The sequence below is a fragment of the Nitrospirota bacterium genome (genome assembly GCA_016214385.1).
In the GTDB taxonomy this organism is placed as follows: domain Bacteria; phylum Nitrospirota; class Thermodesulfovibrionia; order UBA6902; family JACROP01; genus JACROP01.
The window spans coordinates 701-6,623 of the sequence record JACROP010000066.1 but is presented as its reverse complement, the minus strand read 5'-3'; the positions used below and the strand labels follow the sequence as shown (position 1 = coordinate 6,623).

At 42.7% G+C, this 5,923-nt stretch carries 6 protein-coding genes; 5 read left to right on the top strand and 1 reads right to left on the bottom strand.

The window, feature by feature from the left end:
- Positions 1-31: 31 nt before the first annotated feature.
- Positions 32-556 (bottom strand): hypothetical protein, encoded by a 525-nt coding sequence (locus tag HZC12_04020; protein MBI5025894.1) that lies wholly within the window; start codon positions 554-556, stop codon positions 32-34.
- A 465-nt stretch (positions 557-1,021) separates the two neighbouring features.
- On the opposite strand from HZC12_04020, the gene HZC12_04015 reads away from it, so the two are divergent.
- The 5 genes from HZC12_04015 (at position 1,022) to HZC12_03995 (ending at position 5,837) form a co-directional block, all read left to right on the top strand.
- The gene (locus HZC12_04015; GenBank protein ID MBI5025893.1) at positions 1,022-1,987 is read left to right on the top strand and encodes a hypothetical protein; all 966 of its coding nucleotides are present in this window, start codon (positions 1,022-1,024) and stop codon (positions 1,985-1,987) included.
- 117 nt (positions 1,988-2,104) lie between these two features.
- On the top strand, positions 2,105-2,296 hold the full coding sequence (locus HZC12_04010) for a ferredoxin (protein ID MBI5025892.1): 192 nt from the start codon (positions 2,105-2,107) through the stop codon (positions 2,294-2,296).
- Positions 2,297-2,335: 39 nt separating this feature from the next.
- A complete protein-coding gene (locus HZC12_04005) occupies positions 2,336-2,992 on the top strand; it encodes an endonuclease III (protein ID MBI5025891.1) in 657 nt (218 codons plus the stop codon).
- A gap of 164 nt (positions 2,993-3,156) precedes the next feature.
- Positions 3,157-5,481: a PBP1A family penicillin-binding protein gene (locus HZC12_04000; protein MBI5025890.1), complete on the top strand. Its 2,325-nt coding sequence runs from the start codon at positions 3,157-3,159 to the stop codon at positions 5,479-5,481.
- 50 nt (positions 5,482-5,531) lie between these two features.
- A complete protein-coding gene (locus HZC12_03995; GenBank protein ID MBI5025889.1) occupies positions 5,532-5,837 on the top strand; it encodes a tetratricopeptide repeat protein in 306 nt (101 codons plus the stop codon).
- Positions 5,838-5,923 lie beyond the last annotated feature (86 nt).

Below are 5,923 nucleotides of genomic sequence, written 5' to 3'. Positions count from 1 at the left end.
CGACCAACGGGAGCGAAGCATATATGCGCTGTTAGGCATAGTTGCGTGCGACATATTTAAATAATTCACTTACACTATCTGGTAAATGATCTATCCCTTTAAACTCATTTGCTACTATAGATTTAATTTTTTCTTTAATATCATTTCTAACATATGTTATTGTCATTTGCCATTTTCCACCAATACTACGACAATCATCTTCAATCAAGATATTAGGAACTAATTCTTCAGCAATATCCTTATATTTTTCTTTTGATCCGCGATAATAAAGGTTATTACCTGGAAAATGATTTTTCTCAAGAATATCTTTAATTTCATTCACTCCTTTCATTGATTTTCTTGAAGTTAAATACGCAACATTCCAACCTTCATTTTGCCAGTTTTTTATTTTGTTAATACAATTGCCTATTGGGATATACTTTTTATGATTAAAAAAGTTCCAAATACTTTTTGGACCAATAATTGTACCTTCCGTGAAAATAAGAATTAAACCATTTAATTGATTATTTTCGATATTATTTTCATATATTGGGATATACATAACTTCCTCACTCATTTAAGCACGCAATTACGCCTAACTTGTTCATATCCGAAGTATTTCGGATATCCCGACTCTGGTCTACGACTCGTAGAGCTGAAAAGCCAGAACACCCTGTCTTTGATAATTTTTGTCACGCATCACCCGCCTTTTTAGATTCCTGAACCTGTCAGAGTTTGCCTCTGAATTTATACAAGAGAACAGATTTAAACTATCTAACGGATTCAATTTTACCACCGCATTCACTCTTAATCCAGCAGAATATATGAGCTGAAAAATAGAGATAGCAATTCCCCATATTCCCCCTATCCTCTCCCGCGAGGGGAGGGGATTTCTGATGGATAATCCTTCTCTACACCTATTTTCAGCTATTAGCATTCGGATTGCTTATGCTTTATAGATATTTTGGATTGGGCAGAAGGAAATGAGCTGCCTGTTCAAACCGCTCTTGACTATTAAACATTTGCAGGTTATATTTTCAACGTGTCCAGAAAATACACTCCGCTATCTTTAAAGGGCTTAAAGACTTATTCACTGAAGGGCAGAAAGAGTAAGGTTAAATTCAATGACCTCGGAAGTCCTTTCTCAAAAGGCAGTTTCAGGGATTTTTTAAACAGCCTTCCAAAGACACTCGCTGCAAAAAATCTCAATGAGATAGTGGATTCAATTATAAAAGCCCGAAGGGGTGATAGACCTGTAATACTTGGTATGGGCGCACATCCTATAAAGGTGGGGCTCTCTCCGGTAATAATCCACCTTATGGAAAAAGGTATCATTACTGCTATTGCAATGAACGGCGCATGCATTGTTCATGATTTTGAATTGAGTTTTATTGGATATACTTCGGAGGACGTTGACAGAGAAATATGTACAGGCACATTTGGCATGGCTGAAGAAACAGGCAGAGAATTAAATCAGGCAATTAAAAAAGGTGTTTCAGCAGGCCATGGGATTGGCAGGGCTGTTGGAGGGTACATCTCAAAGGGAAGGTTTCCTTACAGTAAATACAGTATCTTAGCCGCAGCCTATAAAATTAATATGCCGGCCACTGTGCATGTTGCCCTCGGCACGGATATAATCCACATGCACCCCGAGGCAGATGGGGCAGCTACTGGAGAGGGGAGCATGCGGGATTTCAGGCTTTTTGCCTCTGTAATATCAGACCTTGAGGGAGGTGTTTACATAAACCTTGGCTCTGCTGTTATCCTGCCAGAGGTTTTTTTAAAGGCCCTGAGCGTGGTAAGAAATTTAGGGCATACAGTTAAGGACTTCACCACCGTGAATATGGATTTCATCCAGCACTACAGGCCACGCGAGAATGTCCTGAGGAGGCCTACACTCAAGGCCGGCCGCTCCTACGCTATAACAGGTCACCATGAGATAATGTTTCCACTGCTGGCAGCAGCGGTGCTGGAGAGAATAGGGCATGAACGAGGTAAACCAGATTAAACCTAAATTGGACGATATTTATCCCCCTCCCTTGACGGGAGGGGATAGAGGGGAGGGTGAAGATAGTTTCATCATCCCTTGTGCTGACTCACCTGCAGGAATATTTTATTTACCTTAATGAGACCTGTTGTAGATGAAGATAAATGTATTGGGTGCGGCAACTGCGAAGAAGTATGCCCTGCTGTTTTTCATCTCAATGAAGTTGAAGGTAAGGCAGAAGTCATAGACCCTGATGCCTGTGATTTTGCAGACTGCTGCGAGGCTGCGGCTGAGAACTGCCCTGTTGAGGCAATAACCTTAGAAGAGTAACTTTGTAAGCAGATTGATCTCGGGGAGCTTTAACGAGCTATGGACAACACCATTATTCACAGGATTATCCCCATCCTCAGAAGATTAATTAAAAAGTGGCAACCCCCATGGGTTGAAGAGGTAGCTTCAAAAACCGGCGACCCTTTTAAAGTCCTCATCTCATGCCTGCTCAGTCTCAGGACCCAGGACAGGACAACAGGCATGGCTAATAAGAGACTGTTTTCCATTGCCTCAAGCACTGAAGAGATGAAGGATATTCCACTTGAAGCTATCGAAAAGGCCATATACCCTGTTGGCTTTTACAGGATAAAGGCTAAAAGGATTAAAGAGCTAAGCAGAGAACTTGTAGAAAAATATTCCTCTAAGGTGCCTGATGCAATGGACGGCCTCTTAAAATTAAAAGGGGTAGGCAGAAAAACTGCCAACCTCGTTTTGACCCTTGGATATGGAAAATATGGCATCTGTGTTGACACCCATGTTCACAGAATCACAAATCGCTGGGGCTATGTTAAGACAAAACGTCCGGAGGAGACAGAGTTTGCACTTAGAGAAAAACTTCCAAAAAAATACTGGAAAGAGATAAACGGGCTTCTGGTTGTATTCGGACAGAATGTCTGTAAGCCCTTATCCCCTCTTTGTAGCACCTGCCCTATCAGGGTCTACTGTAAAAGAGTCGGGGTAAAGCGATATAGATAGCTGAGCCCTTCGCTTTCTGTCATTCCGACCCCTTCACTTGTCATTCTGAGCGAAGCGAGGAATCTCGCTGTTACAAACAAATCAATGGGTTAGAAACTCTATCGACGGATTTGGGAGAAAGGGGTGAAATTGACAGTCTTAGCTCGTGAGGGCTATAATTTAGGGTGATTTCCTTTACTAAAAAAATTACACTTTTATTCCTGCTGCTTATCTTTGCCCTCTCAACCGGAATAGCTGTTGGCGGCTACTTTGCCCTCACCCGAGATATACCAAAGGTCGAAGAGCTTAAGGGCTACAGGCCAACAAAAGGGACGGCGGTTTATGCTGATGACGATACCCTGATAGGAGAGTTTAAAATAGAGAAAGGCGTGTTTGTACCATTAAAACAAATTCCAGAAAGTCTCATAAAGGCTGTTGTTGCTGTTGAGGACTCAAGGTTCTGGACACATAAGGGCTTAGACTACATTGCCATTGCAAGGGCACTTTTAAAAGATGCCCTCGCTGGAGGAATAAAGGAAGGTGGAAGCACAATAACACAGCAGCTTGCAAAGGTCATTTTTCTTACCCCTGAGAGGACTATTCAGAGAAAACTGAAAGAAGCGACTCTTGCCTTCAGGATTGAGAAGCACCTCAGCAAAAAAGAAATCCTCGAAGTGTATCTTAATAAGGTGTACTTTGGCCATGGCGCCTATGGGGTAGAGATGGCAGCAATGACATATTTTGGAAAATCAGTTAAAAACATTACCCTGCCTGAGGCAGCGCTCTTAGCGGGGCTTATCAAGGCCCCCAATACCTATTCTCCCTATAATAATCTTGAAAAGGCCAAGATGAGGCAGCACACAGCCCTCCAGAGGATGCAGGAGGAAGGTTACATAAGCAAGGCTGATATGGACAAGGCTTACAAACAGCCCCTTCAGCTCTCAAGCCTCAAACGTGGTCATGATGCACCCAATTATTTTCTTGAGTATGTAAGAAAGTATCTCGAGGACAAATACGGCGCTGAAACTGTGTATAAAGGAGGACTAAAGGTCTATACAACTTTGAATAAAGATATGCAGCTTTTTGCCATAAAGGCACTGCAGGATGGCCTCAGGGAGATAGATAAGAGGCAGGGTTTTAGGGGCCCTGTTGGCCATAAGGATATAGACCCCAAAAAAGAACTTAAAGAAAAAGAGCCTTTTCCAAAAGTAATCATGAACCCTGGAGACCTTTTAACAGGTACTGTGCTGAAAGTATCTCCATCAGAGGCAGTAATCAAGGCAAGGGGCATCACAGGAAAACTCCTCCTTTCAGATGCAATATGGGCATCAAGACTTATAAACTCTGAGGGCAGGGTTCTTAAAGAATTTAAAAACTTAAAACTTACAAACATATTAAAGGCAGGAGATATAATAAAAGTAAGGATAAAAGCCCTTAAAGGCAAAGAGGCCTTGTTTTTACTTGAGCAGGATCCCCTTGTTGAAGGGGCCATTGTTGCAATTGAGCCATCAACAGGCTCTATAAGGGCCATGGTTGGAGGGTATGATTTTTCAAAGAGCGAGTTTAACAGGGCTACACTTGCAAAGAGACAGCCAGGCTCGGCCTTTAAACCCATAATCTATGCAACGGCCATGGACAATGGTTTTACCCCGGCAAGTGTTATTGTAGATGAGCCTGTAAGTTATCCACGGCCTCTTTTGGGTGAGTGGACACCTGAAAATTACGATCATAAATACCTGGGGCCGACAAGGCTGAGAGAGGCCCTTACATACTCACGGAATATAGTAACTGTAAGGCTCCTTGAAAATTTAGGTGTAAAAAAGGTCATAGATTTTTCCGGGTACTTAGGCATCGAAGGGCCATTTCCTCACGACCTCAGCCTTGCCCTGGGAACCCTGAGCGTAAGCCCCCTTGAGCTTGTATCTGCTTTTTCTGTATTTGCTAATGAGGGGGTTAGAATGAAAACCATTGCTGTTAAATACATTGTTGATGAAAGAGGAGATATCCTTGAGAGCAATGAGCCAGAAGGCAATAGTGCTATAAGTCCACAGACAGCCTTTCTTGTTACATCCATGATGGAAGACGTGGTTAAGCGTGGAACTGGCTGGCGTGCTAAGAGTCTCAACAGGCCGGTGGCTGGAAAGACAGGCACAACCAATGAATATAAAGATGCGTGGTTTGTAGGCTTTACCCCTGATTTAGCAGCATGTGTATGGGTAGGATTCGATGACCTGAGACCGCTGGGCACCAAGGAAACAGGCGCTAAGGCAGCCTCCCCAATATGGGTAAATTTTATGAAGGAAGCCATTAATAACGATGAGCCGCATCCTTTTCCAATACCCGAGGGTATTACGACTGCTGAAATAGACCCCAATACAGGACTTCTTGCTACTCCTGAGACAGGAGCAATGATTGAATTCTTTAAGGTGGGCACAGCCCCTCAGGGATATGCAGAACCGACTAAAATAGACAGGAGATGGGAAGAGTTAAAAAATCTTGATATTGACTGAGAGCCTGACTTGAAGTAAGATGTGGGCAGGAAGAAGAGAGGAGGTTTGCAATGAGAGCTATTGCGGTTGTCTTATTTTTATTACTTTCTTTATCAGTCTGTTTTGCTGCAGAGGAGAATCTGCAGAAAGCATATTCTCTTTACGCCAAAGGGGATATGAAAGAGGCCATAAATATCCTCGAGGAATACGTAAAGCAAAATCCCGATCCAAATGCCCTTTACTTCCTGGGTTACGCCTACTACAAGATCAAAAAAATGGATATGGCCATGAAGTACTTCAACGAGGTATATCTCCTTGACCCTGACTTCAGCCCGGCAGTTGTAAAAAAAGAACTTGAGCCAGAAAAACAGCAATAAAATGAGAGCTGTCCTGAATTCATAGAAGAGATCGAGGGATAAGATTTATACACCGCCCTTGGCAGAACTCAGGAGGGACGTTATTT

Coding starts and splice junctions, on each gene's coding strand:
- HZC12_04005 (MBI5025891.1), top strand. CDS start 2,336: ATGGACAACACCATTATTCACAGGATTATCCCCATCCTCAGAAGATTA.
- HZC12_03995 (MBI5025889.1), top strand. CDS start 5,532: ATGAGAGCTATTGCGGTTGTCTTATTTTTATTACTTTCTTTATCAGTC.
- HZC12_04020 (MBI5025894.1), bottom strand. CDS start 556: ATGAGTGAGGAAGTTATGTATATCCCAATATATGAAAATAATATCGAA.
- HZC12_04010 (MBI5025892.1), top strand. CDS start 2,105: ATGAGACCTGTTGTAGATGAAGATAAATGTATTGGGTGCGGCAACTGC.